General features: G+C 64.2%; 20 protein-coding genes. 7 read left to right on the top strand and 13 right to left on the bottom strand.

Going from position 1 to position 25,926, the window contains the following annotated elements; genetic code table 11:
- Positions 1-13: 13 nt before the first annotated feature.
- The gene (locus tag IWY39_RS04435) at positions 14-1,318 is read right to left on the bottom strand and encodes a dicarboxylate/amino acid:cation symporter (protein WP_107125058.1); all 1,305 of its coding nucleotides are present in this window, start codon (positions 1,316-1,318) and stop codon (positions 14-16) included.
- 328 nt (positions 1,319-1,646) lie between these two features.
- Between IWY39_RS04435 and IWY39_RS04430 the strand changes: the two genes are divergently transcribed.
- Positions 1,647-3,014, top strand: a complete 1,368-nt coding sequence (locus tag IWY39_RS04430; protein ID WP_107125059.1) for a M20/M25/M40 family metallo-hydrolase — start codon at positions 1,647-1,649, stop codon at positions 3,012-3,014.
- 92 nt (positions 3,015-3,106) lie between these two features.
- On the opposite strand, the gene leuA is transcribed toward IWY39_RS04430, so the two are convergent.
- The 7 genes from leuA to miaA form a co-directional block, all read right to left on the bottom strand.
- Positions 3,107-4,777 (bottom strand): 2-isopropylmalate synthase, encoded by a 1,671-nt coding sequence (leuA, locus tag IWY39_RS04425; RefSeq protein ID WP_019052555.1) that lies wholly within the window; start codon positions 4,775-4,777, stop codon positions 3,107-3,109.
- 344 nt (positions 4,778-5,121) lie between these two features.
- Positions 5,122-5,748: a YceI family protein gene (locus IWY39_RS04420; RefSeq protein ID WP_017184661.1), complete on the bottom strand. Its 627-nt coding sequence runs from the start codon at positions 5,746-5,748 to the stop codon at positions 5,122-5,124.
- 248 nt (positions 5,749-5,996) lie between these two features.
- The gene (gene ilvC / locus IWY39_RS04415) at positions 5,997-7,016 is read right to left on the bottom strand and encodes a ketol-acid reductoisomerase (RefSeq protein WP_017184660.1); all 1,020 of its coding nucleotides are present in this window, start codon (positions 7,014-7,016) and stop codon (positions 5,997-5,999) included.
- Positions 7,017-7,235: 219 nt separating this feature from the next.
- Complete coding sequence (gene ilvN, locus IWY39_RS04410; protein WP_107125060.1) at positions 7,236-7,751, bottom strand: acetolactate synthase small subunit; 516 nt, start codon at positions 7,749-7,751, stop codon at positions 7,236-7,238.
- A complete protein-coding gene (locus tag IWY39_RS04405) occupies positions 7,751-8,110 on the bottom strand; it encodes a hypothetical protein (RefSeq protein WP_017184658.1) in 360 nt (119 codons plus the stop codon). The genes ilvN and IWY39_RS04405 overlap by 1 nt, the downstream gene beginning before the upstream one ends.
- A 10-nt stretch (positions 8,111-8,120) precedes the next feature.
- A complete protein-coding gene (locus IWY39_RS04400) occupies positions 8,121-9,872 on the bottom strand; it encodes an acetolactate synthase 3 large subunit (protein ID WP_107125150.1) in 1,752 nt (583 codons plus the stop codon).
- 100 nt (positions 9,873-9,972) lie between these two features.
- Positions 9,973-10,917, bottom strand: a complete 945-nt coding sequence (gene miaA / locus IWY39_RS04395; RefSeq protein ID WP_107125061.1) for a tRNA (adenosine(37)-N6)-dimethylallyltransferase MiaA — start codon at positions 10,915-10,917, stop codon at positions 9,973-9,975.
- Between miaA and serB the strand changes: the two genes are divergently transcribed.
- The 3 genes from serB (at position 10,916) to IWY39_RS04380 (ending at position 13,777) form a co-directional block, all read left to right on the top strand.
- A complete protein-coding gene (serB, locus tag IWY39_RS04390; protein ID WP_107125062.1) occupies positions 10,916-11,794 on the top strand; it encodes a phosphoserine phosphatase SerB in 879 nt (292 codons plus the stop codon). The two genes, miaA and serB, sit on opposite strands and share 2 nt — an antisense overlap.
- Positions 11,795-11,963: 169 nt before the next feature.
- On the top strand, positions 11,964-12,218 hold the full coding sequence (locus tag IWY39_RS04385) for a hypothetical protein (RefSeq protein ID WP_107125151.1): 255 nt from the start codon (positions 11,964-11,966) through the stop codon (positions 12,216-12,218).
- Positions 12,219-12,226: 8 nt separating this feature from the next.
- Positions 12,227-13,777, top strand: coding sequence for a L,D-transpeptidase family protein (locus IWY39_RS04380; protein ID WP_409994353.1), 1,551 nt, complete (start codon positions 12,227-12,229; stop codon positions 13,775-13,777).
- Between the two features lie 163 nt (positions 13,778-13,940).
- On the opposite strand, the gene ruvX is transcribed toward IWY39_RS04380, so the two are convergent.
- Positions 13,941-14,411: a Holliday junction resolvase RuvX gene (gene ruvX / locus IWY39_RS04375; RefSeq protein WP_017184652.1), complete on the bottom strand. Its 471-nt coding sequence runs from the start codon at positions 14,409-14,411 to the stop codon at positions 13,941-13,943.
- A complete protein-coding gene (locus IWY39_RS04370) occupies positions 14,408-15,526 on the bottom strand; it encodes a DUF3089 domain-containing protein (RefSeq protein WP_107125064.1) in 1,119 nt (372 codons plus the stop codon). Before IWY39_RS04370 ends, ruvX begins: the two co-directional genes overlap by 4 nt.
- A 140-nt stretch (positions 15,527-15,666) precedes the next feature.
- Here IWY39_RS04370 and gatC point away from each other — a divergent pair, with 140 nt between their 5' ends.
- The 3 genes from gatC (at position 15,667) to gatB (ending at position 19,101) form a co-directional block, all read left to right on the top strand.
- Positions 15,667-15,954, top strand: coding sequence for an Asp-tRNA(Asn)/Glu-tRNA(Gln) amidotransferase subunit GatC (gene gatC, locus IWY39_RS04365; protein WP_017184650.1), 288 nt, complete (start codon positions 15,667-15,669; stop codon positions 15,952-15,954).
- Positions 15,951-17,435 carry an Asp-tRNA(Asn)/Glu-tRNA(Gln) amidotransferase subunit GatA gene (gene gatA / locus IWY39_RS04360; protein WP_107125065.1) on the top strand — a complete coding sequence of 495 codons (1,485 nt, stop codon included), beginning with the start codon at positions 15,951-15,953 and terminating at the stop codon, positions 17,433-17,435. The genes gatC and gatA overlap by 4 nt, the downstream gene beginning before the upstream one ends.
- A 160-nt stretch (positions 17,436-17,595) precedes the next feature.
- Positions 17,596-19,101 carry an Asp-tRNA(Asn)/Glu-tRNA(Gln) amidotransferase subunit GatB gene (gene gatB / locus IWY39_RS04355; RefSeq protein ID WP_017184648.1) on the top strand — a complete coding sequence of 502 codons (1,506 nt, stop codon included), beginning with the start codon at positions 17,596-17,598 and terminating at the stop codon, positions 19,099-19,101.
- A gap of 174 nt (positions 19,102-19,275) precedes the next feature.
- Here the strand turns inward: gatB and IWY39_RS04350 are convergent, their stop codons facing one another.
- The 3 genes from IWY39_RS04350 to IWY39_RS04340 form a co-directional block, all read right to left on the bottom strand.
- On the bottom strand, positions 19,276-22,479 hold the full coding sequence (locus IWY39_RS04350; protein WP_107125066.1) for an autotransporter outer membrane beta-barrel domain-containing protein: 3,204 nt from the start codon (positions 22,477-22,479) through the stop codon (positions 19,276-19,278).
- A gap of 87 nt (positions 22,480-22,566) precedes the next feature.
- Complete coding sequence (locus tag IWY39_RS04345) at positions 22,567-24,990, bottom strand: TonB-dependent receptor domain-containing protein (protein WP_107125067.1); 2,424 nt, start codon at positions 24,988-24,990, stop codon at positions 22,567-22,569.
- Positions 24,974-25,915, bottom strand: coding sequence for a FecR family protein (locus IWY39_RS04340; protein WP_107125068.1), 942 nt, complete (start codon positions 25,913-25,915; stop codon positions 24,974-24,976). Before IWY39_RS04340 ends, IWY39_RS04345 begins: the two co-directional genes overlap by 17 nt.
- Between the last annotated feature and the right edge of the window lie 11 nt (positions 25,916-25,926).

The following is a 25,926-nucleotide window of genomic DNA, read 5'->3' as shown; positions in this document are numbered from 1 at the left end:
GACCGGCGGGCGCTCAAACCCCCACCAAAACCCCCTCGCCATAATAAGCGCTTTCGTCCAAAATCCCCTCGCGCTTGGCAACGACCACGCCCACCAGCACTTGTCCCGTGACGTTGACCGCCGTACGGCCCATGTCGAGGATCGGGTCGATCGCCAGCAGCAGCCCCGCGCCCTCCAGCGGCAGGCCGAGCGTCGACAGGGTCAGCGTCAGCATCACGGTCGCGCCGGTCAGGCCTGCCGTTGCTGCCGAACCGATCACCGATACCAGCGCGATCAGCGCATAATCGACCGCGCTCAGCGGGATGCCGTAAAAGCCCGCGACGAAGATCGCCGACAGCGCGGGGTAGATCGACGCGCAGCCATCCATCTTGGTGGTCGACGCCAGCGGAATGGCGAAGGCGGCGTAGCTTTTGTCGACGCCCAGGCGTTCGGTCACGGCTTCGGTGACCGGCATGGTGCCGACCGAGGAGCGGGAGACGAACCCCAGCTGGATCGCGGGCCATGCCTTCGCAAAGAAGGGCAGGGGTTTCAGGCCATGGGCGATCAGCAGCGTGGGGTAAACGATCAGCAGGACGATCGCCAAACCCAGATAGATGGCGCCGGTAAACACACCCAGCCGTGCCAGCGCGTCCCAGCCATAGGTCGCGACCGCCGCGCCGATCAGGCCTGCCGAGCCGATCGGCGTCAGGCGAATGACCCAGCCGAGCAGCGCGCGCACGACCGCCAGCAGGGAGCGGACGAAGGCAAGGAATGGCTCCGCCTTTTCCCCGACCTTCAGCGTCGCCAGCCCGACCGCGATGGCGATGACCAGCAATTGCAGGATGTTGAAGCCGATGCTGGTGCTGGTCGTGCCATCCGCACCCACCGAGGTGCTGCCGCTGAGCGCCAGACTGTTGCCCGGCACCAATCCTTTGAGGAAATCGAGCCAGCCGCCCACGGCGTCCGGCTGCTTGGCGGCAAGCGCAGCGGTGCTCAGCCCCACGCCCGGCTGAACGATCAGGCCGATGGCAAGGCCGATGATGACCGCGATCAGGGCCGTGATGGCGAACCATAACAAGGTTTGCCCGGCCAGCCGCGCGCCATTGTCGAGCGCGCGCAGATTGGCGATCGACGCGACCATGGCCGCGAACACCAATGGCGGGACGATGGCTTTCAGCAGGGAAACGAAGATCGACCCGACCGTCTGGAGCGTGGTCGCCAGCCAGTTGAGGTCGCCATCCGGTCCCGCGCCGATCTGGCGGGCGACAACGCCCAGCGCCAGTCCGGCGACCATGCCGACCAGTACCTGAAATCCGAAACTGCGATAGGGTAGGGCCATGGCTGAACGTCCTGCGGGGCTAAGGCCGATCAATATGGGACGACGACATATAATTGCGCGCAAGCAAAAATTGCGCCGGGTTTAGTTTTTGCCGGGGTGGGTCGGGGGTTTGGCATCCCCCCTTCGCGTTCAGTCACAACAACCATTCGGGCTGAGCTTGTCGAAGCCTCGTCCTTTCTGCCTTGAGAAGAAGGACGTTCGTTGATCTTCGGTCGCCTCCGGCTCGACAGGCTCAGGGCGAACGGACGTAGAGTTCTTTCATGCGATCAGATTGGCGGCTGCCCACCACTATGCCACATTGCCGGGCAAATGGATTGAAAGGGCATATATGAACTGGCGACTGGGGCTGTTGGCGGGCGCGGCGGCGATGCTGCCACAAGGGGCGATGGCGGCGGCTGACCCGGCGGCGGCGAAGGATATATTGATGCGCTCGGTCGCCTTCCGCACGGTCGAGGGGGCGGGGCAGGTGCCAAAGCTGGCGGCCTATTACGCATCGGTGCTGAAAAGCGCTGGCTTTGCCGACGCGGACGTCGTCATCACGCCAATGGGCGAGACGGCGACGCTGGCCGCGACGATCAAGGGCCGCGACGCCGCATTGAAGCCGCTGCTGATGATCGGCCATATGGATGTGGTGGCGGCCGATCGGGCGGACTGGACCCGCGACCCCTTCGTCCCGGTCGAAGAAAATGGCTATATTTTCGGGCGCGGCGCAGAAGACAATAAATATGACGTCGCGATGATGGTCGCGACGCTGGCGCAACTGAAAAATCAGGGCTGGACCCCGCGCCGCACCGTCATCCTGCTGCTGTCAGGCGATGAAGAAACCGCGATGGTGACGACCAGGGCGCTGGCCGCGCAATATAAGGAAGCGGAAATGCTGCTGAACGGCGATGGCGGCGGCGGACTGCTGAATGAGGAGGGGAAGCCGGTCCTCTATCAATTGCAGGCTGGCGAGAAGACCTATGCCGATTTCGAAATCGCCTTCACCGATCCGGGCGGGCATTCGAGCGCGCCGACGCCGGGCAATCCCATCTATCGGCTGGCCAAAGCAATCGACAGGATCGCCGCCTATCAATTTCCTGCAATGCGCAATGAACTGACCAGGGCGTCGCTGGCGCTGTCGGCAAACCGGATCGGCGGAGAGGTTGGCGCGGCGATGCGGCGTTATGCCGAAACGGGCGATGCGGCAGCGGCGGAATTGCTGTCGACCAGGCCGGAATTTGTCGGGCAGGTCCGCACCACGTGCGTCGCCACCATGGCGCAGGCGGGCCATGCGCTCAACGCCCTGCCACAGAGCGCCAAGGTGATGGTCAATTGTCGCATCTTCCCCGGCGTGGCTATTGAGGCTGTAAAGGCTGAACTGGTGAAAGTGGTGGCCGACAGCGGCGCGACCGTCAAAACGCTGGGCGATCCGCTGGCCAGCGATGCGTCACCCCTGCGCACCGACGTCATGAAGGTGGTGCGCGACGCGGTAACCGCCCGTTCGCCTGACATCATAGTCATGCCCGGCATGTCGGCGGGCGCGACCGACAGCCTCTATTTCCGCGCGCTGGGGGTGCCGAGTTACGGCGTCTCCAGCCTGTTCATGAAGGCGGAGGATGGTTTTGCCCACGGTCTGAACGAGCGGGTGCCGGTCGCTGGGATCGGGGAGTCGCTGCTGCAATGGGACACTGTGTTGCGGGCGTTGGCGAAGTAGAACACAACCTCCGTTCGCCCTGAGCGAAGTCGAAGGGCTCGCCCGACCAGCGGGAGGGCACTTCGCTTCGCTCAGCCCGAACGGTGAGGCTATTACCCCCGCGCCACCGCGTTGGCAGCCGACAGCACCGCCTGCACCGAAGCCGTCGCGACGTCGGCGTCGGTTCCCACGCCGAACACGGTGCGCCCGTCGGGCGTGCGGCATTCGACATAGGCGGCGGCGTTCACGTCGCTGCCCGATCCGATCGCATGTTCGCTATAGTCGGCGATTTCCAGTTCGACGCCCAGTTCCTCGCGCAGCGCGGCCAGCACGGACGACAGCAGGCCGTTGCCACGCCCCGAAATTGAGCGTTCGCCGCCCTTGTGCGCGATCTTGCCGGTGAAGATGCGGTCGCCTGCCGCGCCGCCTTCCTGATAGTCGATCAGGCGATAGGCCTGTTCGCCGCCCAGATGATAATGGTCCTGGAACGCGGTCCAGATGTCGGCGGCATTGAGTTCGCGGCTGGACTGGTCGGCCATGCCCTGCACCACGCGGCTGAAATCGGCCTGCATCCGCTTGGGCAGCTTGAAGCCCTTGTCCTGCTGCAATACCCAGGCGACGCCGCCCTTGCCCGACTGCGAATTGACCCGGATCACCGCCTCATAGTCGCGGCCCAGATCCTTGGGGTCGATCGGCAGGTAGGGCACGTCCCAGATCAGGTCGTTGCGCGCTTCCTGCGCGGCAAAGCCCTTCTTGATCGCGTCCTGGTGGCTGCCGGAAAAAGCGGTGAACACCAGTTCGCCGGCATAGGGATGGCGCGGATGGACGGGCAGTTGATTGCAATATTCGACCGTCTGAATGACCTCGTCAATGTCGCTGAAGTCCAGACCGGGGTTGATCCCCTGCGTGTACATGTTGAGCGCCACCGTCACCAGATCGCAATTGCCGGTGCGCTCGCCATTGCCGAACAGACAGCCTTCGACACGGTCCGCGCCCGCCATCAGCCCCAGTTCCGCCGCTGCAACGCCAGTACCGCGATCATTATGCGGGTGCAGCGAAATGACGACACTGTCGCGCTTGCTGATATGGCGGCACATCCATTCGATCTGGTCGGCATAGATGTTGGGCGTGGCGCACTCGACCGTCGCGGGCAGGTTCAGGATCAGCGGCTTGTCAGGCGTGGGCATCAAAATGTCCATCACCGCCTCGCAACATTCCAGGCTGAAATCCAGTTCAGCGGTGGAGAAGGTTTCGGGCGAATATTCAAAATGCCAGTCGGTATCGGGCTGGGCCGCCGCATTGTCGCGCAGCAGCTTGGCAGCGGTGACGGCGATCTCCTTGATTTGCGGGCGCTCCATGCCGAACACGATCCGCCGCCAGGCAGGCGACACCGCGTTATAGACATGGACGATCGCCTTCTTCGCGCCGCGCAGGCTTTCGAACGTCGTCGCGATCAGATCCTCACGCGCCTGCGTCAGCACCTGCACCATCACATCGTCGGGAATGCGCCCATCCTTCACCAGCGCGCTGATGAAGTCGAATTCGGTCGCGCCAGCGGACGGGAAACCGACCTCGATCTCCTTGACGCCGACTTTTACCAGCAGGTCGAAGAAGCGGCTCTTCTTCTCCGCATTCATCGGGTCAATCAGCGCCTGATTGCCATCGCGCAGATCGGTCGAGAGCCAGCGTGGGGGGCTGGTGATGACATTGCCCGGCCATTGGCGGTTGGGCAGGTCGATCTGTGGGAAGGCGCGATATTTCTGGGATGGATCAGTCAACATCATGGGTCAGCTACTTCTTTTGCGAACGGGCGCGCGGCTATTCGATGGCGCGCGGCCCGGTTAACGATGATCAGCGAAAAGGAAGCCCTTAGGCGTATCGTTGCTGCCCATAATCGAAAGGCAGCGCAAAAACCACGCCTAAGGGCGTGTAAGTCGTAGCAGGGGAAGAAGCGTCGCGCTCTGCATGATGGGGACGGCATAGCCGCTTTTGTGGCGGGGCGTCCAGTGGTTATTGCCCAACCCGGATCCGTCATCCTGACGAAAGTCAGGATCCAGGGTCCGGCACACAGCGCCGGACGCTCTGGACCCCGGAGCAAGTCCGGGGTGACGGAGGGGGATTGATCGCCTTATTTCTGGAACGCGGCGACGATTTTCAGTTCGATCGCGTCGCCGACCATCGGCACGCCATAGGCCATGCCGAAATCGCTGCGCTTGATCGTCGTGGTTGCGACGAAGCCGACATTTTCCTTGCCGCCCGCCATCGCCGGAGCCTTGCCCGCGCCATAAAGTTCAGCGTCCAGCGTCACGGGCTTGGTCACGCCCTTGATCGTCAGATTGCCGGTGATGTCCGCCCCGGTCGCGCCATCGGGCTTCACGCTGGTCGACACGAAGGTCGCGGTCGGGAATTTGGCGGCGTCAAAGAAATCCGCCTTCATCAGATGCTCGTCCAGCTTGGGTACGCCCGTGCGCAGATTGGCGACCGTGAAGGTGACGGACACTTTGGATGCGGCCGGGTTCGCCTTGTCCAGGGTCAACGTGCCGGTCGGTTCGGCGATGGTCCCCATATTGCTGGTGAAACCCATATGGTCCCACGCGAAAACCACCTGGGTATGGCCCGGATCGACGGTGTAGGTGCCGCCTGTCACCTTGGCCGGATCTTTGGTGCCGGGCGCGGTCATCGGCGCCTGCGCGATCAGGACTGTGCCGCCGGTCAGGGCGATCAGGGCAGCGGCGGGGATGAGATATTTTTGCATGGGAAAACTCTCCACAACGATCAAGGGGCGCTACCACAATAGGCAGCGCCCCCGACAAGTTCCAGAGCCGTAACCAGAACCGGATCGTTCCCCCTTCTGGCGCTGTCACGAGATCAAAAATCCTCCCCTTTGAGGGGAGGTGGATGGCCGAAGGCCAGACGGAGGGGTGTCGCCCTCACGATAGGGCGACACCCCTCCACCACCGCTACGCGGCGGTCCCCCTCCCCTTGCAGGGGAGGAATGATCGGTCAGTTCTTTTCCTGATCCACCAGCTTGTTGGCGGCGATCCAGGGCATCATCGCGCGCAGCTTCGCGCCGGTTTCCTCGATCGGGTGACGCTTGGCCGCGATGCGGCTGGCCTTGAGTTCCGGCTGACCGGCGCGGTTGTCGAGCACGAAGTCCTTGACGAAGCGGCCCGACTGGATGTCGGCCAATACGCGCTTCATTTCCTTCTTGGTTTCTTCGGTGATGATGCGCGGGCCGGTCTTGATGTCGCCATATTCGGCGGTGTTGCTGATCGAATAGCGCATGTTGGCGATGCCGCCTTCATACATCAGGTCGACGATCAGCTTCAGTTCGTGCAGACATTCGAAATAGGCCATTTCGGGTGCGTAACCGGCTTCCACCAGCGTTTCGAAGCCGGCCTGGACCAGCGCGGTCGCGCCGCCGCACAGCACGGCCTGCTCGCCGAACAGGTCGGTTTCGCATTCCTCGCGGAAGTTGGTTTCGATGATGCCGCTGCGGCCGCCGCCAACGCCGCTGGCGTAGGACAGGGCGATGTCATGGGCGTTGCCGGTCGCGTCCTGATAGACGGCGATCAGGCAGGGGACGCCGCCGCCGCGCTGATATTCGCTGCGCACGGTGTGGCCCGGACCCTTGGGGGCGATCATGATGACGTCCACATCCTTGCGCGGCTCGATCAGGCCGAAATGGACGTTCAGGCCATGGGCAAAGGCCAGCGCCGCGCCGGGGCGCAGATTGGCGTGGATGTCGTCGGCGTAGATGGCGGCCTGATGCTCATCGGGGGCCAGGATCATGAGGACATCGGCCCAGGCGGCGGCTTCGGCGTTCGGGAACACCTTGAACCCGGCGCCTTCGGCCTTCTTGGCCGACGCCGAACCGGGGCGCAGCGCGATGGCGACTTCCGCAACGCCGCTGTCGCGCAGGTTTTGCGCATGGGCATGACCCTGCGAACCATAGCCCAGAATAGCGATCTTCTTGCCCTTGATCAGGCCGATGTCCGCGTCGTGATCGTAATAAACCTTCATGAGTGTCTCTTCCCTCGAACCGTGCCATTTTCCTCGCCCCTTCAGGGGAGAGGATACGAAATCTTGGCGCGGCGAAGCCGTGCCTAGATGAAGTTGGAGAGGAGGACCGCTGTGTCAGCCCTCTCTCCAGCTGCGACCAGGCAGTCGATCAGAGTCATGTGCTCTAAATCGACTGCCTGGTCTCGCTTCCTCTCCCCGCCGGGGAGAGGAGAATTCAGGTTAAATCGCTTCTTTCCCCCGGATCAGGCCGACGACGCCGGTGCGGCCAACCTCGACCAGGCCGATCTGGCGCATCAGGCCGACGAAATTGTCCACCTTGTCGGTTGTGCCGGTGATTTCGAAAATGAAGCTTTCGATCGTCGTGTCGACCACCTTGGCGCGGAACACGTCCGCCAGGCGCAGCGCCTCGATCCGGTCCTCGCCTGTGCCCGACACCTTGACCAGCGCCAGCTCGCGCTCGACGAAGGGGCCGCTTTCGGTCAGGTCCGTCACCTTATGCACCGGGACCAGCCGGTCGAGCTGGGCGATGATCTGGTCGATCACCTTGGGCGGGCCACTGGTGACGATGGTGATGCGGCTTACGCCATGGTCGGGGGTGATGTCGGCCACGGTCAGGCTGTCGATATTATAGCCGCGCGCGGTGAACAGGCCCGCGATGCGCGCCAATATGCCGGCCTCGTTCGAGACGGTCAGCGACAGGACGTGTCGCTGGCTCAATTCTTCCTGAATATGCATCAGATGCTTGTCCCGTTTTCCTGCTCTGCGTCCCCGTCCGCCTTGTCGGGTCGCTGCGAAATCATCGCCGTAAAGGCATAGTGCCAGCCGCCATCCTGCCGGTGGGCGAGGCGGACGGGAAAGCCCGTAACCGCATCGAACATCCGGCTAAGATGCTCGCCCACATAGCGCGGGCCGATCAGCAGCGTGCCGATATGCCGCTCATGATGGTCGAACCCCTGGTCCAGATGCACTTCCCATTCGTCATTGTCCGGATCGGCATGGTCGATGGTCCAGCCGGTCAGCTCGGCGCTGCCCACGTTCCGCTCGAAATCCCATGGTTCCGTGACGTGAATGCGCAGTTTCAGGTGCTGCGTCACACCGTCATCCTCATACCAGCGCCTTGGCTTCGTCCGTCATGCTGCCCTTCACCTGGCTGGGGTCGAGCAGCATGTCGGTGTGCGCCGCACCCGACGGGATCATCGGGAAACAGTTGGACAATTTGGCCACGCGGCAGTCGACGATCACCGGGCCGGGCGTGTCGATCATGGCGCGGATGCCGCTTTCCAGATCGTCCGGCCCCTCGATACGAATGCCGGTCCAGCCATAGGCTTCGGCCAGCTTCACGAAATCGGGCAGGCTGTCGGAATAACTGTTGGAATAGCGGCTCTGATAGGTCAGTTCCTGCCACTGGCGGACCATGCCCATATATTCATTGTTCAGGATGAAGATCTTGACCGGCAGGCGATACTGGCTGGCGGTGCCCATTTCCTGAATGTTCATCTGGATCGACGCATCGCCCGCGACGCAAATGACCAGGCTGTCGGGATTGCCCATCTGCGCGCCGATGGCGGCCGGGAAACCATAGCCCATCGTGCCGAGACCCCCGGAGGTCAGCCATTTGTTGGGCGCATCGAAGCCGAAATGCTGCGCCGCCCACATCTGGTGCTGGCCGACTTCGGTGGTGATGATGACGTCCTTGCCGGTCGCGGTGCAGGCCGAGTACAGGTCGGCGATCGCGCGCTGGGGCATGATTTCGGCGCCGTCTTCGGCATAGCCAAGCGACTTTTTCGCACGCCAGCCGTCAATCTGCGCCCACCAGGCCGACAGGTCGGCGGCTTCATGACCGCGCGCCTTCCACAGCGCCACCATGTCCGCCATCGCGCTGCCGACATCGGCGACGATGGCGACGTCGACATCGACGATCTTGTTGATGCTGCTGCGGTCGATGTCGATATGGACCTTGCGACTGTTGGGCGCGAAAGCATCCAGACGGCCAGTAACCCGGTCGTCGAAACGCGCGCCGACGCAGATGATGAGGTCCGCCTTGTTCATCGCGAAATTGGCTTCGTAGGTGCCGTGCATGCCCAGCATGCCCAGCCATTGCGGGCCGGTCGCGGGATAGGCGCCCAGGCCCATCAGCGTCGACGTGACGGGCGCGCCGGTCAGGGCCGCAAGTTCGCGCAACAGGGCGGAGGCTTCCGGCCCGCTGTTGATGACACCGCCACCCGTATAGAAAACCGGCCGTTCCGCAGCGGCCAGCATCTCGACCGCAACGTCGATCCCGGCGGCGTCCGCCTTGGTCTGCGGATGATAGCTGGCATGGGCGACCGGCGCGGGACGCTTGTAGGGCGCGGTGGCGATCTGGACATTTTTTGGAATGTCGATGACGACGGGGCCGGGGCGGCCAGTCGTGGCGATATGAAACGCCTCATGAATGACGCCTGCCAGTTTCGCCGGGTCTTTCACCAGATAATTATGCTTGGTGCAGTGGCGCGTAATGCCGACCGTATCCGCTTCCTGAAAAGCGTCGGTACCGATCAGTTGGGTTGGAACCTGGCCGGTGATGACGACCATCGGGATCGAATCCATCAGCGCGTCGGTGATGCCGGTGACGGCATTGGTCGCGCCGGGGCCGGACGTGACCAGGACGACACCGGGCTTGCCGGTCGACCGGGCATAGCCCTCCGCCATATGGGTCGCGCCCTGTTCGTGGCGGACCAGCACATGCTTGATCGTGGGATGATTGAAGAGTGCGTCGTAAATGGGCAGCACTGCGCCGCCCGGATAGCCGAACACGACTTCGACACCCAGATCCAGCAGGCATTCGACCAAAATGTCCGCGCCGCTCTTTTCGGCCACGATAGATTCCTTCGCATTGTTCAAGCCGGGCCCTTTGCGTCAAGCGACGCGAAATGGCAAGGTAGCCGCCACTATCTGACACAAAATGACGTGTCAAATACTATTGTTGTAATTTAATTGCCAATTCGTCGACTATTTTATCATCAATATCCCGCCTTTCGCGCGTCCAGCCTGGCGGCGGCTGGTTCGAAAACCAGGTATATTGCCGCTTGGCATATTGCCGCGTCGCCAGCCGACCTTTTTCAATTGCTATGTCCAGCTCAGTGTCGCCTTTGATCCAGCCGCGGATTTCCGGCACGCCGATCGCCCGCATCACCGGCAGGTCGGGGTTCAGATTGCGCGCCAGCAGCGCCTCCACCTCCGCCGCTGCGCCCTGTTCCATCATCTGCCCGAACCGCCGGTCGCACCGCTCCATCAGCCACTCGCGCGGCGGCAGCAGGATCATCGGGGTCAGGGTGATGGCGTCGCCGATGCCGCCGCTTTTATGCTGCTGCCAGGCTTTGAGCGGCTTGCCGGTCGATCGCACGACCTCCAGCGCCCGCGCCACCCGCGTCGTATCGGCAGGGGCCAGTCGGGCGGCAGCTTCGGGATCTTCGACGCGCAATGCCGCATGGGCGTCAGCGACCGGCAACGCCCGCACCGCCGCGCGAATCTCCGGGTCGATCTCAGGCACCGGCGCGATGCCGTCCAGCAGCGTGCGGATATAAAGGCCGGTCCCGCCGACCAGCACGGGCAGGCGTCCGGCGCCATGGGCGGCAGCAATCTCTGCCTTGGCCTCCGCCGCCCAGCGCGGTGCGGTGCAGGCATCCGCCCCGTCGATATGGCCGAACAGCTTGTGCGGCACGTCGCCCATTTCCTCTGGCGAAGGACGGGCGGACAGGATCGCCAGATCGGCATAGACCTGGCTGGCGTCGGCATTGATGACGATGCCATTTGCGGCTTTGGCCAGCGCAATGGCAAGCGCGCTCTTGCCGCTGGCGGTCGGCCCGGCAATAAGCGCGACCCGTGGGCGGGATTCGCCCTGTTGTGGTTCAGGAGTGTGCATGTTCGTCGCGACCTTAGTGGCAAGCGCCTCGATGGGGCAGGGGGATATTGCGCAAGGGGCGGACAGACTCGCTCAGGCGGGATGCAGGCCGGGCGATATAATCTGGCTGGACGCGGGCAAAGCCGCCGACATCCTTTTCGCCGCCGACCCGGCCGGAGCCCGTGCCGCGCTTGCCGATCTGGGGCAGGGCATCGACGTGATCGTCCAACCCGCCGCCACCCGCGAAAAAAAGCTGATCATCGCCGACATGGATTCGACCATGATCACGGTCGAATGTATCGACGAACTGGCCGACTATGCCGGGATCAAACCGCAGATCGCCGAAATCACCGAACGGGCGATGCGCGGCGAACTGGACTTTGCGGGTGCGCTGGACGAGCGGGTCGCGCTGCTCAAAGGGCTGGAGGACAGCGCCATCGACCGCTGCCGCGCCGAACGGGTGACAATCATGCCCGGCGCCAGGGCACTGGTTCGCACGATGAAGGCGCGGGGTGCCAAAGCCCTGCTGGTGTCGGGCGGCTTTACCCGCTTCACTGATCCGGTCGCGGCGGAAATCGGCTTCGATGCCGCTGTCGCCAATGTGCTGGAGATAGCCGACGGCGCGCTTCTGGGCACTGTCACGCGCCCGATCGTCGATGCCGCGCGCAAACGGGCGGAACTGGAAGGCATGATCGCTGGCGGCATGGATCGCGCGCTGACGCTGGCTGTGGGCGATGGTGCCAATGATATTCCGATGATCGAGGGGGCGGGGCTGGGCGTCGCCTATCATGCCAAGCCCAAGACCCGCGCGGCGGCCGCTGCGGAAATCGTCCATGGCGACCTGTCGGTGCTGCTTTATGCGCAGGGCATCGCCTCGGCCGACTGGGTGCAGGACTGATTGTCGGCCATTTCGTCACATTATCGTGGTTAAGCCACTGTTCGCCGTCATTTCGCTCCGGTAATGGATTATTTTGCGCGGTTCGCACGTTGCCCTCGCGTCGCACCTGCTGCGGCTAGAGGTCAATGCGGCGTCCGGCGATCCCCGCCATCGCGCCCAGGGAGAAGATATGAAAATCAACCATATGGCTTTGGCTGCCGCCGGGCTGTTCGCGCTGAGCGCCTGCGCCAAGAATGAACCGCCCGTCACCGCAGCGCCGCCCGTCGGGCCGGGCGCGATTGCCGGCACGGTCGCTGCCGATCGTGATGGCGACGGCTATGTCGATGGCTATTACACGTCGGACGGCATGTATCACGCCGTGCAGGGTCCGCCTTGCCCGCCGCCGCCCCCGCCGCCGCCGCCCCGTCGCGGAGAACGCGGCTGATCCGTAAGATGAAGCGGGCGCGGCACCACCGCCGCGCCCGCGCCTTTCCCCTCGCTATGCTGCTTGCGGCCTGCGCCGTCTCGCCGTCTGTGTCCGCGCGTGCCCAGCCCGCCGATGCGCCTGCGGATGCGGCCAAAGCCAGCGTCGCGAGCGAAATTCGCGCGGGCGTGAGCGGAAAGCTCAAGGATTTCTACGGCCCGCGCGGCTATTGGCCGCTCTGGGTGGAAAAGGACGCGATCGGGCCGCAGGCCGACGCATTGCTGGCGCTGATCGCCAGCGTCGATGTCGATGGCCTGGCCCCGCGTGACTATGATCCGCGCGGCCTCCAGCGCCTGATCGAGGAAGCGGACGCCAGCCCCACGCCCAAGGCACTGGCCCGCGCCGATCTGGCGCTGTCAAAAGCCTTTGCCGCGCTGGTCGCAGACATGCGCCGTCCCGCACGCGGCATCGGCATGCGCTATTTGGACCCGGAAGTCGAACCGCGCGATCCCGATCCATCGGACCTGCTGCGTGCCGCTGCCGTGACCCCGTCGCTCACCGACTATATCCAGACCGCTGGCTGGATGAGTCCCTTCTATATGCGCCTGCGCACGGCCCGCGCCGATTACCGGGCGCGCTGGGGCGACCTGCCGGGCGTTACGGTGCCGGAAGGGGTGAAGCTGCGCCCCGGCGGCAGTACGCCGGAAATCGCGCTGCTGCGCCATCGGCTCGGCCTGGCCCAGGGCGCCGCCTATGACCGGGCACTGACAGCGCGTGTGCGCGCGTTCCAGAGCGATCATGGGCTGGCCGCGGACGGCATAGCGGGCGGGCAGACGATCAGCGCGCTCAACCGGGGACCGGCTTATTATGACCAGCAGTTGGCGCTCAATATGGAGCGGGCTCGCTTGTTGCCCGGACCCTGGGTGCGGCATGTCGTGGTGGATGCCGCATCGGCCCGCCTCTGGTATTACAGCAAAGGCGCGCTCGACGGCACGATGAAGGTCGTGGCGGGCGCCAGGGAATCGCAGACGCCGATGATGGCGGGCATGATCCGCTACGCCACGCTCAACCCCTATTGGAACATCCCGCCCGATCTGGTGCAAAGCCGGGTCGCGCCAAAAATCCTGAAAGGCGCCTCGCTCAAGGGCATGCATTATGAGGCATTGGCCGACTGGAGCGCCAATCCCGCGCCTCTTGCCCAGAGTGCGGTCGACTGGGGTTCGGTCGCGGCGGGGCGCAGCGAAGTGCGGGTGCGGCAATTGCCGGGCGGCGACAATGCCATGGGCCGGGTGAAATTCATGTTTCCCAACGACCTTGGCATCTACCTGCACGACACGCCTTCGCGCGACCTGTTCGCCAAGCCTGCGCGCCATTTCAGCAATGGTTGCGTCCGTCTGGAGGATGCGCAGCGCCTTGGCCGCTGGTTCTTCGGCAAGCAGCCGGTGGCGGACGGCAGCGCGCCGGAACAGCATCGGCCTTTGCCGCAGCCGGTGCCGGTATATCTCACTTATCTGACCGCCGTTCCGACCGCGCAGGGGGTGCAGTTTCTGCCGGATGTGTACGGGCGGGACGGGGATTAGGGGCGCATCAAATGCGGGGCTATCATATATGACTCCGCCCCCGCCATCATCGTCATGCTGAACTTGTTTCAGCATCCATTTCTCGTCTCCAGCGGCGGCTTTTGGGGCACGATGGATCCTGAAATAAATTCAGGATGACGTTGAGGATGGAGCATTCGCTGGCCTAAAGACCCGCCACCAGCCCATCAATCGCGCCCTGCAAAATGTAACTCGCCGCCAGCTTGTCGACCAGTACCTCGCGCCGGGCGCGGCTGGCGTCGGCTTCCAGCAGGGTGCGGGTGACGGCCTGGGTCGACCAGCGTTCGTCCCACAACAGGATGGGCAGGCCCAGATCGGTCAGATTTTGCGCAAAGGCGCGGCTGGACTGGCTACGCGGGCTGCCTGTGCCGTCCAGGTTTAGCGGCAGGCCGATGACGATGCCCTTGACCTGCTGCTGCGCGATGAAGGCGGCGATCGCGATCTTGTCCTTGGTGAACTTGCCGCGATTGATCGTGTGGGCCGGGCTGGCGATCGACCAGCGATCGTCGCACAGCGCCAGTCCGATCGTCTTGGTGCCGACATCCATGCCGATCAGTCGCCCGCCTTCGGGCAGGCACTCGCGAAAGGCGACGCGATCCGTGGTCAGGAGGCTCATGACTTCAGGAATGCGGCCAGCCGTTGCCGGGCGTCGTTGCGGACGTTGGCCCAGAACAGGCTGTAATCATACACATGGTAATTGTTGCCGGGCAGGGTGAAGGGGCCCATGTCCACCGGTTCGCCGATCATCAGCACGCCGCTGGTGTCGCAGCGGGCAGGCACGATGCCTGACAGGAGGCGCGGGGGCTTGCCTGCGTCGCGGCTGTCGAGCGTGCCGCGATTGGCGCTGGCGGGCGCTGCGCCGTTGAACGCGCCGGTGATGGGGTTGGTGCAGAGCATGTGGGTGCCCTTGCGCGGCTTGCCGGTATAGCCGGTTTTCTTGCCGAATGTTTCGATCACCGCTGACGGATCTGCCGGTTCGGCATAGCTTTGCCAACTGACGATGCAATGTGCCTGCGCAGCCCGCGCGCAGGCAGGCAGGCCGAGTGCGGGCAGGTCTGCCTCGACCGAAATCGGCCAGCCCACGGCATAGACCGCGGCGATCCGCTTCTCTACCGGCTTACCCGCGACTTGTTCGCGCAGCAATTGCAGCAGGTGGCGCGACCCCTGGCTATGCCCGGCCAGTATCAGCGGCCCGGCAGGATTGGCTTTCAGGAAAGCGGCGAACGCCTGGGCCACGTCGCGATAGGCGACAGCGAGCGCCTTGTCCCCCTCCGGCCCGTCGGTCAGAAAAGCGCCAAAGTTGGCCTGGCGATAGCGCGGCGCCCAGATATTGCCAGCCGCATTGAACGCACTGGCCTGGCCGGTCACGAAGCGGCGCGCGGTTGCGTCAGCTTCTTTCTCGCCAATCGGCGCGTTCCAATGAGCGTTGCTAAAGGTGGTGATGTAGCTGGTAGGGTGGATGAAGAATACCGCAGCCTTTTCCGGAACGGGCGCATCCTTGACCCCCTGTGGCGTCCAGAGCGCGGGATTATCCTTTAAGATGTCGGGCCTGGCGATCCACATCGCCTGCTTGTCATAAGCGTCGGCAGGCAGGGGTTGAAGGTCGCTAAACGCTTCGCGCGGGACCATCGCAATACGCATCAATTGGGGCTGCAAGATTCCATAAGCCAGCTTACCCACGATCACCAACACAATCAGGCCAGCGATGACATAGAGGAATTTGCGCGCCACGACTGCTCTCCGATGTCGGGCGGACCCTGGCCCGCCCTTCTTCCCGCCTGTCTGGCGCAAGCGCTGCGCCTGCGCAAGATGAACCATGGTCGACAGGTCGCCCCTTGAAGCAGGTTGAACCGAGTGCTAGCGGCGAAGCCATGTCGATAGACCTTCAAACCGTAAAAAAGATCGCCAGCCTTTCGCGCATTTCGGTGACTGACGCCGAAGCGCAAGCGATGGTGCCCGAACTCAACAACATCCTTGGCTGGGTGGAGCAATTGGGCGAGGTGGACGTCACCGGCATAGAGCCGATGACCGCCGTCATTCCCAATGTTCAGCGCCTGCGTGAGGATGTCGTGACCGACGGCAATGTCCGCGAACTCGTGCTGGCCAATGCCCCCCAGGCCGAACATGGCTTTTTTGCCGTTCCCAAGGTGATCGAGTGACCAATCTGACTGACCTGACCGTAGCCGAAATCCGCGACGGGTTCCGCGCTGGCGATTTTTCTGCGCGCGAAGTGGCCGAAGGGTTCAACGCCAATGTCGCGGCGGCCAAGGCGCTCAACGCCTTCATCGTCGAGACGCCGGACAAGGCGCTGGAAGCCGCCGACGCGGCCGACAAGGCGAAGGCTGCTGGCGAAACGCCGGGCGCGCTGGCCGGTGTGCCGATCGGCATGAAGGATCTGTTCTGCACCAAAGGCGTGCAGACCACCGCGGCATCGCACATGCTGGAAGGGTTCGTGCCGACCTATGAATCCACCGTGTCGGGCAAGCTGTGGGCGGCGGGCGCGGGGATGCTGGGCAAGCTGAACCTGGATCAGTTCGCCATGGGATCGTCCAACGAGACCAGCTATTTCGGCAATGTCATCTCCCCATGGAAGCGTGGCGGCGGCGAAAATGCCGCGCTCGCGCCTGGCGGCTCTTCGGGCGGTTCCTCCTCGGCCATTTCCGCGCGGCTGTGCCCGGCGGCGACCGGCACGGATACTGGGGGCTCGATCCGCCAGCCTGCCGCCTTCACTGGCATTTCGGGGATCAAGCCGACCTATGGCCGCTGCTCGCGCTGGGGCATCGTGGCCTTTGCGTCCTCGCTCGATCAGGCGGGGCCGATGGCGCGGACGGTTCGCGACAATGCGATCCTGCTGGAAGTCATGTCGGGCTTTGACCCCAAGGATTCGACCAGCCTCGACCTGCCGGTGCCGCAGTGGGAAGCCAATCTGTCGAGCGACCTTAAGGGCAAGACGGTCGGCATTCCGAAGGAATATCGTCCCGATGGCCTGAACGCCGAAATCTCCGCCATGTGGGATCGCGGCATCGAATGGCTGAAGGACGCAGGCGCCAATGTGGTGGAGGTATCGCTGCCGCATACCCAATATGCGCTGCCGACCTATTATATCATCGCGCCTGCCGAAGCGTCGTCCAACCTCGCCCGCTATGACGGCGTGCGCTATGGCCAGCGCGACCTGCCCGATGGCGCAGGCTTGCAGGACATGTATGCCGCGACCCGCGCCGCCGGTTTCGGGCCGGAGGTCAAGCGCCGGATCATGATCGGCACCTATGTGCTGTCTGCGGGCTTCTACGACGCCTATTATACCCAGGCCCAGAAGGTCCGGGCACTGATCGCGCGCGACTTCGAACTGGCATTTGAAAAATGCGACCTGCTGCTGACGCCGACCGCGCCCAGTTCCTCCTTCGCGCTGGGCGAGAAGCAGGCCGATCCGCTGGCCATGTATCTGAACGACGTCTTCACCGTGCCCGCGTCGCTGGCGGGGCTGCCCGCGATGGCTGTGCCGGGCGGGCTGGATTCGGCGGGGCTGCCAATTGGTTTGCAGGTGATTGGCAAGGCGCTGGACGAGCAGACTGTGCTGAACGCGAGCCTTGCCATTGAAGAGCGGGCCGGGTTCACGGCGCGGCCGGACAAGTGGTGGTGAACTGGATCGGCGAGATTTTCGTCCAATTTATTGGAGAAGGCCTCGTCGAAGGTTTCAAGCGGCTGAAATTCGGGCGGTCGAAGCTCGCATCGCAGACCCGCGATAGACAGAAAATTCTGGAACGGCGCGCTCGCGAGCGCGCGAACAGACGGAAGCATAGATGACTGAATCAACCTATCGCATCCAGGGCGCAACCGGCGAGTGGGAGGTCGTGATCGGCCTGGAAGTTCACGCGCAGGTGACGTCGAACGCGAAGCTGTTTTCCGGCGCGGCAACCGCGTTCGGGGCAGAGCCGAACACGCAGGTCAGCCTGGTCGACGCGGCGATGCCCGGCATGCTGCCCGTCCCCAACCGCGAGTGCATCCGTCAGGCAGTCCGCACCGGCATGGCGATCGAGGCGCAGATCAACAAATGGTCGCGCTTTGACCGGAAAAATTATTTCTACGCCGATCTGCCGCAGGGCTATCAGATCAGCCAGCTCTACCACCCGATCGTGGGTGAGGGGCAGATCGAGATCGTCCTGGACGAGAAGAACCCGGACAGCAGCACCAAGGTGATCGGCGTCGAGCGTATCCATGTCGAGCAGGATGCGGGCAAGCTGATGCATGACCAGCATCCCACCAGTTCCTATGTCGACCTCAACCGGTCGGGCGTAGCGCTGATGGAGATCGTGTCGAAGCCCGACATGCGCTCGCCAGCGGAAGCCGGGGCTTATCTGTCCAAGCTGCGGACGATCCTGCGCTATGTCGGGTCGTGCGACGGCAATATGGACCAGGGGTCGATGCGTGCCGACGTGAACGTGTCGGTTCGCAAGCCCGGCGAAGAATTCGGCACCCGTACCGAAACGAAGAATGTCAATTCGGTCCGCTTCGTCATGGCCGTGGTCGAGCATGAGGCCAACCGGCAGGTCGATGTGCTGGAAGCCGGCGGCAAGATCGTGCAGGAAACCCGGCTCTACGATCCCGATCGCAACGAAACGCGGTCGATGCGGTCGAAGGAAGACGCGCACGACTATCGCTATTTCCCCGATCCCGACCTGTTGCCGCTGGTGCTGGACGATGCGTTTCTGGACGAATGCCGCGCCTCGCTGCCCGAACTGCCCGACGTCAAGCGCAAGCGCTATGAGCAGGCGCTGGGCCTGTCCGCCTATAATGCCGCGACGCTGACCGCCGACGCCGACACGGCGCGCTGGTTCGAGACGCTGGTGGCCGAAGCCGCGCGCATCCAGGGCAAAAGCGAGAGCGATGTCGCGAAAGCATCGGCCAACTGGCTATTGTCGGAACTCTATGGCGCACTCAATCGGCTGGGCAAGACGCTGGAGACCAGCCCGGTCGGCCCAACCGATGGCGCGGAACTGCTGGCACTGGTCGCCGACGGCACGATCAGCGGCACGATCGCCAAGCAGGTGTTCGAGATCATGCTGGAAACCGGCGATAAGCCCGGCAAGATCGTCGAGGAAAAGGGCCTGAAGCAGACGTCCGACACTGGCGCGATCGAGGCGGCAGTGGCCACTGTGCTGGCGAACAACGCCGACAAGGTCGAACAATATCGCGGCGGCAAGGAAGCGCTGTTCGGCTTCTTCGTGGGTCAGACCATGAAAGCCATGCAGGGCAAGGCCAACCCACAGGTCGTGAACGAACTGGTGAAGAAGGCATTGGCCGGGTAAGCGGAAAATTCATCCTCCGGCTGGCGAGGATGGGGCAAATTTAAGGGGCGTCGCCGGTGGGGATGGCGACGCCCCTCTTTTGTGCCCGGCCCCTGGGGGAGGGATCATGCCGGGGCGGAAATGGACGGGCCGGGAAGTCTGTGGGGTGTGGCCCGTCCATTCATAGGCAAGACGTCACAGCACGAAGTTAACCGTCGCCCGAAATGAGATGGCGACGTGATTTTGCTGTTCTTCCGCGCCGAATTCGCCGCCGACCCGGAACGTGTCGGTGCCGCCATAGAGGCGCGCGCGGCCTGTCCAGCCATTGGTGCGATCGTCGGCAACCAGGGTGAAACGATCGCCATCCTTGAAATTGGCCACCGTGTCGCCCAGCGATCCGCCAATGATCTGGCGACGACCGCCCTCCAGTTCCAGTCGGACCCAGCCATCTTCACGCTTCAGGCTGCCAAAGTCATAGCCCGCCGTCACTGTGCCGCTGGCCGTGGTTTCGTCGCTGGTCCGGCCCAATACGGTGAGGTTGAAGGCGTCGCCGCCGCCACTCTCGCTATAGCCATCCTCCTTCAGGCGATAATAGTCGATGCCGATCGCCGGGCGCAGGCTGATGCGGCCCATCTGCCATTGATAGGAGGCGCCGGCCGTGGCGGAATAGAGTTTGCCGTTCCAGTTGCCGTTCGCGGTGCGGGTGACATCGCCATTGTCGAAACGGCGGGTGCCGTCAAAGCCGATATGGGCGGCGGACAGACGGGCAAAGGCCAGCAGCGGACCCCATTGGCCGCGCCAGTGCGCCGCCAGTTCATATTGATCGGAATCGACCGCATTGTTGGAACTGCCGCCGCTGTCGCTGGCGTGGATATAGGCGAAGGAGCCGCCGAACGCGCCCAGATCGGTCAGATATTCGACCCCGCCGCCTGCGCCCCAGCCGTTGATGTCGTAGGAGGCTGTATCGCCCACGCTCTTGGCGCCGCCAAAGCCCACCTGTTGCAGCCAGAAGCCCAGCCGCCCGTCCTTGGTCCGATACACGCCATTGGGATCCGACAGGATGCGCGCGGTCGCGCGCGATCCCGACGTCACTGCTTCGAACGTGCCGCCCGCATGATCGGGCAGCATCTGGCGCAGATTGGTGGCCAGAGTCGTGCCATCGCTGATGCCGAGATAGGCGGTGGCGACGGCGGCATCATTATCGAGCGCATTGAAGATCGCCGGATAGGCGCGGGCGAGCGAGCCGGTCAGCCCCAGTTCGGTCACGCTTTTGGCGGCAATCGAGAGGGTGACGGTCCCGGCATTGCTGTCGCCGCTGATGTTGCCCTTGAACAGATAGGGGAGCAGGGTGCTGGTCGCCAACGCCGGGGCTCCGCTGAGCGATCCGGCACGGACGATGATATAGTCGCCCGCCGATCCGCCGACCTGGGTCAGGTTGACCTTCACCTGCGATCCGCTGGCGAAGCTGGCCGCGCCCGCCACATTATAGACGGTGGCGGCATTGGTCGCCGCGTTGATGGTGACGCCCAATGTCGATGTGCCGCTGGCGGACAGCGACGCAAGAGACACCGGGCCGCTGTTGGTGGCGTTGAGCGTGCCGCCGTTCAGTACGACAGCCATGTTACCGCTGTTGCTGATCGCGCCGGTCAGCGCCGACGTGCCGCCCAGGGTCAGCGTGCCGCTGCCGCTGCCGAAATCGACCGCGCCGTCCAGTCTGGCGCTGTCGGCCAGGGAGAGGTTCGCATTGCCGACACCGAAGTCGACATTGCCGGTCAGGCTGGATGCGCCGGACAGGGCTATGCTGTCATTGCCTGCGCCCAGCGTCAGATTGCCGGTGATGCTGCCGGCCGAAACGGTGAGCCCGTCATTGCCCGATCCCAGTCGAATATCGCCGATAATGGTCGGCGCAGCAGCTGTCGAGGACGCGAGCGCCTGCGTCAGGGTGACGCCGCTGCTGTTGGCGGTCAGGTCTATGGCGGTGTTGGTCAGGCCGCCCGATGCGCTGATCCGGCCAGTGTTGGACAGGCTGGCGAGCGTGCCGGAGGAATCGAGTATGGCGATCGCCGTACCTTTTTCCTGATTGGCTGCCGACGCGCTGACGGTGCCGCCGATGGTAAGGGCGTTGGCCGACGCGCCAGCGTCGATGACGATGGCGCGAGCCGATGTGCCAGCCAGCGCCGATCCTGCCGCGCCGACCGTGCCGCCGACCTTGATCGTGCCGGTACTGGCGCCCGATCCAAGCCGCAATGCAGTGGCGTTGCTGTCGTAGGAGACGGCGGACACCGTGCCGTCGATCCCGATGCCGTTGGCGATGGTGACATTGCCGCCCAGTCCGCCGATGCTCAAACCATTGGCGGCAACCCCGTCATACACGCCAAAGCCGCCAATCTGGCCCTTGACGATCAGGCCATAGCCCGAACTGTCGGCTGCGACCGCGCCGATGACGGTGTCGGCATTGGAAGCGCCGACCTGCACCGCAGCGGCGGAGCCATAGGTGACGATTGAGGCGCTGCCTTCGCTGGCGTCGGGCAGGCCGTCATCGTCCACGTCGGTATCCGTGCTGCTGGGCGTCGGCGGTACGTCGAAGATCACGCCGCCGCTGACATTGCCAGCGATGACGACGGCGGAGCCGCCCTGCAGCAGATCGTCAGCATCCAGCTTGGTCACGTCGGTCGGACGGGTGGTGGAGCGATAGCCAGTGCTGGCAATGTTGCCCTGGATTTTGAGCGCGCCATTGATGTCGCCCAGCAAAGCCGCGCCGATGCTGTTGGCGCCCTGCACCGACGTCGAACCGCGCAGCGTGACGTTGCCGGTGACGGCATTGGCGACCAGTCCGTAGCTATTGTCGCCGGTGACGTTGGTGATGCCGCTGGTCGACAGATTGCCGGTCAGCGCACCGTCCAGCCGAAGGCCCGCCGACTGGTTACCCTCGATCGTGATTGTACCACTATGGTCGATATTGCCGACATGCGGCGCACCGGACTGGACCCGGATGCCGGTCTTGCCCGATCCTTTGGCGAAGGGGCCGTCTATGTCGCCATCACTGTCGGTGTCGGTCGCGGTATAATTTTCGGTCAGGGTAATCGTGCCGCTGTTGGTGATGTCCCCCGTCGTGCCGGGTGCGGCGAGGATGGCGGTAACATCGTTCGCGTCATTGATCGTGATCGTGCCGGCATTGCTGACGTCATGGTTGCTGTCGAGCGTGACCCCGGTGCCGCTGGTCAGCGTGATCGATCCAGCGGAACTGATGACGATGTCGTCCGCCGATCCATTCGCTACGGTCGATGTCCTGACTGGGGTAGTGGTCGAAGTGCCGATCGTGGTGGCGGCCGTTGCATTGGCCAGCGTCAGCGCGACCAGCGCCGGGGCGATGGCCGTGCAGGCCAGTAGATGTCGCATGATGTCTCCTCTGCGTCCCGCGCCTGATTTTTATGCGCGCGTGCAGGAAGGACGGTGCCGGATCGGCATTTCCGTCTGAACCGATGTTCAGAAAGCGAAATCCATGCCGATGCGGACGGTGCGGGGGCGTAGCGGGGTGTAATAGTCGGTATGGAGGTCGAACGGCGTGCCGAGCGAGAAACGGTTGCCGTCGCTGTCGAGCAGGTTGGCCAGCGAAAGGGATATTTGCACCGGGCCGCGCGTCGCGCTGGCCGACAGGCTGGTGTCGACATAATCGCCCTGCGTCCGCCCCAATATCGGTCCGACGCCCAGTTGCGACTTGCCGACATAACGGGCCAATCCTGACAGATGCAGACGCATCCCATTGCCCATCACAGTGCGATAGTCGAACGCCAGCCGTCCGCCCAGATTGGCGACGTTGGGCAAGTCCAGCGAGCGCCCTTCGAAGGATAGCGCCCGCAGGAATTGCGCCGGCTGGGTCAGGCGGCTGTCATTATAGATGATGCTGGCATCCAGCGTCAGGCGCTGCATCGCGCGCACAACGATGCGTCCTTCGGCGGTATATATGCGCCCATCGCCGATATTCGCGGTGGTGGGCAGGCCGATCCGGTCGGTCACGTCGGCCTGGATATTGCGCCAGTCGGTATAGGCGAGGTTGGCGCTGATCGCGATGGCGTCGCGCCCCGCCACGCCTTTGCGAAAACCGATTTCGGCCGTCGAGATGCGGTCATTCTGGAACCGGCGGACGCGCTGGTCATCCACCGCCAGACCGCCGGGCCGGAAGCCTTGCTGATAGCGGGCGTAGAGGGTGACGCCGGGGATCGCGTCCGTCAGCAGCGCGAAGGAGGGCAGGAAGATGGTTTCGCTGCGGTCCGCCTGCGCTTCGGCGCGGGCGATCTCGGCAAAGGACAGGGCGGCAATGGGATCGAGCGCCTCGCCCGACAGGCGGCTGTTGGTCAGCCGTCCGCCAACGGTCGCGATCAGGCCCCTGGCTGGCTCGAAAGAGGCTTCGCCGAACAGGGTCGCTTCCTTGACCTTGTTGCGGACCCCGGTGGCGGTGGCGGGCAAGCCGCGGCCGATCATGGGCACGCCGGGGATCACCTGCGGCTGGAACATGGCGGTGCCATAGGAGGTCAGCGATCGCCGGAGCTTCGACTGGCTTTGCAGATAGGATGCGCCCAATATCCAGCCCAGACCGTTGTCGAGATCGCGCACCAGCCGGTTTTCGGTCGAGAAGATGTCGATGTCATTGCGCTGGCGGAACAGCGCGCTGGGTCCATCCTGTTGCGTGGCGTCGTAGCTTTCGGCGAGTTCATGATGGACGAAGCCGGTGGAGGAGACGAAGCGCAGGCTGTCCCATTGGCGCTCGACCCTGATATTGCCAAGCAGATAGTCGGAAAAATAAGGCTGGGCGACGCTGGAGGCGCGCTGGAGCCGGTCGAGCGACTGGGTCGCATATTGCGCGTCGCGACCATGAATATGCTGGTACACGCCGTTCAGGTCGACGGTCCAGTTTTCGTCCGGGGCAAAGCGCAAAGCCGCCCGGCCACCATAGGTGCGGGTGCGATTGACATCGTTCAGGTCGCGCCTGACATCGTCAATATAGCCACCCTCCTGCACGCCATAGCCAACGACCCGCAGCGCAATTTTTTCCGGCATGATCGGCAGGTTGATCGTCGCCGACAGATCGCCGCCCGGCGCGCCATGCTGGGTGGCGGAAAGGCCCGCCGATACCTGCCCGCCAAATTCACCCAGATTGGGGGCATTGGGCATGATGCGGATGATGCCGCCAAGCGACCCCGCGCCGTAAAGCGTACCCTGCGGTCCTTCCAATATCTCGACCCGGCCGACATCATAGAGTTTGAGGTCCGGGTCAGGCGCGGCATAATTGAGGCGCATGTCGCCCAGATATTGGCCAGTTGTGGCCTGGGTTGGTCCCGCGACGCCGGAATCGGCGATGGCGCGGATGAACAGTTTGTTGCGGCCATTGCCCGCATGGGTGGAACTGAGGCTGGCGACCCGCGCCAGCAGCGTGGCCGTGCCGCCCGACGCTTCGCCGCTGGAAAAGAGATTGGCGTCGATCGCTTCGACCATGCCGGCATAGCGGGGCAGGGGCGTGTAGCGTTTGGACGCGGTGACGATGATTTCCGCAACGGGCTGATCGGGCAGGGGGGCTGCCGGTGCGCGGACGGGGGCTTGGGCGGTTGCCGCCGGGCGCGCGCGCACGATGCGCCAGGTCGAGGCGTCGATCATCATGGCCCTGGCACCGCTTCCCCGCAGCAGGCGCTTGAGCGCCGCTTCAACCGACAGGCGGCCCTTGACGGCGGGGGTGGCTATGCCGGCGAGCGACTGGTCCGACATGCCGACGCTGACGCCGGTTTGGCGGCCAAGCGCCACCACGGCCTCGCCCAGCCGTGAAGGGGCGATGCTGATAGTCTGTCTGTCCGCCGCGTGCGCGGGCGTTGCGATCGCTAGGGCGGTGACGATCAGGAGCTCAGCTTTGCGGCCCATTCCCTTCCTTCAGCACCCAGCCGTCGCCAGTGCGTATCGCGCTCAGCCCCATGAGCGGCGCGGCCCCGGCGAAGAAGCGCGCAGGGTCCTTGTCCAGCCGGATCGTGCCAGTAAAGCGCATCGCCCGCGCGCCGGGCGTGGTGGTCAGCGCGATGCCGAGCGAGCGGGCGATGTCCTGGCTGATGTCGGCCACGGCGGCATTGGCGTAGACGAGGCGTCCCTGCCGCCAGCTAGCGACGGCGGCAGGCGCAACGTCCATCACCCGCAATCCATCGCCATCATCGGCCAGCGCGCGTCCGGCGGGCAGGCTGATCGCTTCGGCCTGCGGATTGTAGATCACCTTGCCTTCGGATACGCCGATCCGGGTCGCGCCGCCGGTGTGGACGATGTTGAATATCGTGCCCGCATCCTCGAACACGGCATCGCCCACGGTCACGCGGAAGGGATCGGCCGCATCATGGCGTACGGTGAAGGCCGCTTCGCCGCTGTCGAGCGCGGCAAAGCGGGTATTGTTATGGTCGAGCCGCAGCGTCGTGCCGCCATTGACGTCGATCCGCGTGCCATCGTCCAGCGCGATGGTCTGCGTTTCGCCGGGCCGGGTGGTGATGGTGTAGATGTCGGCACGGTTCATCATGCTCAGCGAAATGGTCGCGACCAGCGCTGCTGCAATCGCGCCACCGCCAACCCAGCGCCATGTCCGGTGCCGGGGTTCGCCCGGATCATTGGCGGCAATGGGCAAGGCAGCGGGCAGGGCTGCGGGACTGGACGGGATGATGGCGTCCAGGTCGGCGTCGGCCACCATCAATGCGTCATAGGCGGCGGCGCGCGCCGGGTCGCCCTCCAGCCACAGCGTGAACGCCTCCCAATCGACAAAGTCGGGATCGCGCGTGCGGATGACCCATCCCAGCGCTTCCTCTTGCATCATGGCTCCAGCCC

The organism is Sphingobium sp. JAI105, assembly GCF_015752145.1.
Lineage (GTDB): Bacteria > Pseudomonadota > Alphaproteobacteria > Sphingomonadales > Sphingomonadaceae > Sphingobium > Sphingobium xenophagum.
Note: the sequence above shows the minus strand (reverse complement) of the source record. Positions and strands in the feature narration are given on the sequence as shown.